The sequence below is a fragment of the Altericroceibacterium xinjiangense genome, assembly GCF_003958635.1.
GTDB classification, from domain to species: Bacteria; Pseudomonadota; Alphaproteobacteria; order Sphingomonadales; family Sphingomonadaceae; genus Altericroceibacterium_A; species Altericroceibacterium_A xinjiangense.
In genome coordinates, this window is record NZ_RSEK01000050.1 from 1 (window position 1) to 3,415 (window position 3,415).

The 3,415-nt window shown below is 61.6% G+C and carries 3 protein-coding genes and 1 pseudogene; 2 read left to right on the forward strand and 2 right to left on the reverse strand.

Going from position 1 to position 3,415, the window contains the following annotated elements; translation table 11 throughout:
- Window positions 1-341: pseudogene (locus ELY13_RS15775) on the reverse strand (IS6 family transposase); the annotation flags it as partial.
- A gap of 139 nt (window positions 342-480) precedes the next feature.
- Here ELY13_RS15775 and ELY13_RS14735 point away from each other — a divergent pair.
- Together ELY13_RS14735 and ELY13_RS14740 are read left to right on the forward strand one after the other, a co-directional pair.
- A complete protein-coding gene (locus tag ELY13_RS14735) occupies window positions 481-1,179 on the forward strand; it encodes a thermonuclease family protein (protein WP_126174631.1) in 699 nt (232 codons plus the stop codon).
- A 586-nt stretch (window positions 1,180-1,765) separates the two neighbouring features.
- Window positions 1,766-2,350: a lysozyme gene (locus ELY13_RS14740; RefSeq protein ID WP_126174632.1), complete on the forward strand. Its 585-nt coding sequence runs from the start codon at window positions 1,766-1,768 to the stop codon at window positions 2,348-2,350.
- 100 nt (window positions 2,351-2,450) lie between these two features.
- Here the strand turns inward: ELY13_RS14740 and ELY13_RS14745 are convergent, their stop codons facing one another.
- Entirely contained in the window at window positions 2,451-3,167 is a 717-nt protein-coding gene (locus ELY13_RS14745; protein ID WP_126174633.1) for an IS6 family transposase, read from the reverse strand.
- Window positions 3,168-3,415: the final 248 nt, after the last annotated feature.

Genomic DNA, 3,415 nt, shown 5'->3' on the forward strand with positions numbered 1-3,415 from the left:
CTCTCGAGGACTTCGCCCTCGTGATCAACGGCACGCCAGAGGTAAACCATCTCGCCATTCACACGGACGTACATTTCGTCGAGGTGCCACTTCCAATGACGAAAGCCGCGCATGCGCGAGATCCGCTGGCGGCGGATGTCGGCCGCGAACATCGGACCGAAACGATTCCATCAGTGCCGCACCGTCTCATGGCAGATGTCGATCCCGCGCTCGAACAGCAGGTCTTCAACGTTCCGCAAGCTGAGCGGATAACGGACGTACATCATCACCACGAGCCGGATCACCTCGGGCGACGAGTGGAAATACCGGAACGGACTGGCGGGTTTGCGCGGACGAGGCATGCCCCTGCCCTACCCCGCCTCCGGGCCGATCACCATTGCGTGCATTTCGTCTGACAGTGCCCTCTGAAAGGTCCAATTGCGAGCAGTTGCGTGACCCAGCAGGCTTCCTCGAAGTCAGGCACTGTGCAAGTCTACGCCCATGAAAACGCTGCTCGCAATCCTAGCCACTGCGTTAGTTACCGTTCCCGCATCCGCGCAGACCCTCTCCGGCCTCGCCACCGTCGTCGATGGAGACACGCTCCGCCTAGAAGGACGCCGGGTCCGACTGTTGGGCATTGATGCGCCGGAAGCCAGACAGACCTGTGAGCTTGCAGGTGAGCGGTGGGCCTGCGGCGAAGAATCTACCAATCACTTGCGCCAGCTAGTGGGCGCGGCTCAGGTGGAGTGCAGCGGATCTGAGGTCGACGTGTACAACAGGCTCCTGGCAATCTGTTCTGCCGGTTCAGTCGAGCTCAACCGAGCTATGGTAGCGCAGGGCTGGGCGACAGCTTTTCGCAGGTACAGCGAAGCCTATGTCGCCGACGAAACCCGCGCCCGTGCAAGCAAGCTCGGTCTGTGGGCCTCGAACTTCGTCCCACCAGAGGAGTACCGGGCGGAGCGTCGACAAATCGTAGCTACCCCTTGGCAAGAATCCGAACTGCGGGCCCACTCCGCACAATCCAGTATCCGCTCGGCGCCCGTCACTGCCTGTGGGATCAAAGGCAACCGCAACCGACGGGGCCAGTGGATCTACCATCTGCCTGGCACCCGGTACTACGCGCAGACCCGAGCCGAAGAGATGTTCTGCACCGAAACGGAAGCCCAAGCCGCCGGATACCGCAAGTCGCGAGCTGGCTGATGACAGCCGGGTGGCAAATGCGCTCCGTCGCGATCTTGCGCGGAACCAATCAAAGCTGAACAGCCCAACTTGATGCATTTTGGGCCAAATGCCGATCGGTAGCTTCCAGATGAGCGATCGCGGAGAACGGCCGTTCGTCGTTGCCGATCATGATCAGAATGTGGCTGTTAAGCGCCTGCGAGCGGCAAGCCCGACGCGACGATAGTGCAGCACCAGCCGTTCTGCGCTTCGGACGATCCGTGGACCTCGGGGCCCGCACCCTGCGTTTGGTAGAAAGGCGTGGTCTTCTGCCGCGCCTGTTGACGGCTGAGGCACCTCCGGTTGCGAGGCGCCCGGGCCCACCAAGCGAGGATGGCCACCCATGACTGCGCACTCCCAGTTGGCTGAGCCGCCGGTTCCGCAACGTGGGCATAACCCTGTGCGCAAGCTGCTACGGCGGATGGCAGCGCGACGGCGACAGCAGCGCGACGCCGCCGGCCTTCGGACAGATCGCAAGACCCAGCGGCGGCGATTTCGCGTACGGCTGAAAAAGCGTAAGGCAGCGCTGGCGTTTTCCGCTGGGGTGATAGGGTTAAGCTCTGCCGCGATGGCTTCGCCGTCCACCAAGCAGGCCAAGCCGACGGGCATCATCCACCTACCCGATCCGGTGGCGCGGATGCCAGCTAAGGATCTCCATGCCAGCGAGGATTTCAAACAGGCGCTAATTCAGGAAGAAGGCGTGCGTAACGTAGTCTATCTCGACGTTGCCAAGCTTCCGACCGTGGGGGTCGGCCATCTGGTGACCCCGGCGGACGGCCTGAAGGTCGGTGACAAGGTCAGCGACGACACGATTCTTGATTTCCTCCACAACGACCTGAAGGAAGCCGAAGCGGCGGTGGTGCGGCTGGTAGGTGACTTGCCGCTGTTCCAGCATGAATACGATGCACTTGTGGACCTCGTCTACAATGTCGGCGAAGGCAATCTCTCCCGCCGCAAAAGTCCACGGCTTAACGCGGCAATCACCGCTGGAGACTACGGCGCGATCGCCGCCGAACTCGACTACCACTATGCGGCGGGCCAGATGGCGCGCGGCTTGGTTTACCGTAGCGAGCGGCGGGCCAGGATCTTCACCAACGCCTCCTACGAAAACCCGCGAGCCGCATCCGGAGTCATCATTCGCGGATCAAGGTAATGACACCGCGGCGATGGTTCAGACATCCTGCCCGGCGGTGCTGTCAGTCGGATGCGAACTGCTCTCCGTTTGGCAAACTGCCCCCGACCCGCCGCAAACCTCACGCCATGAGGTTTTGCCACTCGGCCAGCGCGGCCGAGCGGCGGGTCTTGTAAGTCTGCCTGTCGACGAGATGGCGTTCCTGGGAAAAGTGGTTGTGGATGTTGGCGTGAACTGAGGCGAACTTCTGAAGTGACTTCATCTGTCTGAAGCGGAGCATGGCTCGCTCTCGTCGCCGGAACGGCAGGTGCAAGTTCTCGACCCGGTTATTCGCCCAGCGGCCGGTCTCCTGTTTCTGCTTGCATCCGAGCTCTGTCAGCGCAGCTTTGTAGGAGCGGAGCCCGTCAGTAGTAATCGCCTCGACTTTGCCGTGGCGCTTCAGGGTCTTGCGCATGAACCGCAGAGCTGCAGCTTTATCCCTCGTCTTCGTGACGTAGCTCTCGAGAACTTCGCCCTCGTGATCCACGGCACGCCAGAGGTAGACCATCTCGCCGTTCACACGGACGTACATCTCGTCGAGGTGCCAGCGCCAGTACCGGAAGCCACGCATCCGGTTCACCCGCTGCCGGCGAATGTCGGCTGCGAACAGCGGGCCGAAGCGGTTCCACCAATGCCGAACCGTCTCATCGCAGATGTCGATCCCGCGCTCGAACAGCAGGTCTTCAACGTTCCGCAAGCTGAGCGGAAAACGTACGTACATCATCACCACGAGCCGGATCACCTCGGGCGACGAGTGGAAATACCGGAACGGACTGGCGGGTTTGCGCGGACGGGGCATGCCCCTGCCCTACCCTGCCCTCGGGCCGAACACCATTGGGTGCATTTCGTCTGACAGTGTCCTCTCAACGCAGCGCAAGCTGATAGCTGGAACGAAGCGCTCTGCGTCGAGCGGCGGTACAAGAGGTGTTGCAAATGAAATGCCTTATGACCTCGCAACCCTCTTTTGAAAGTAAGCGTGGTCTGGGCGCCGCCTTGCGTTTTCGATTTTTCGTGCCTCGGCCTGAGAAGCTTTTCCGGCGGTGCGTC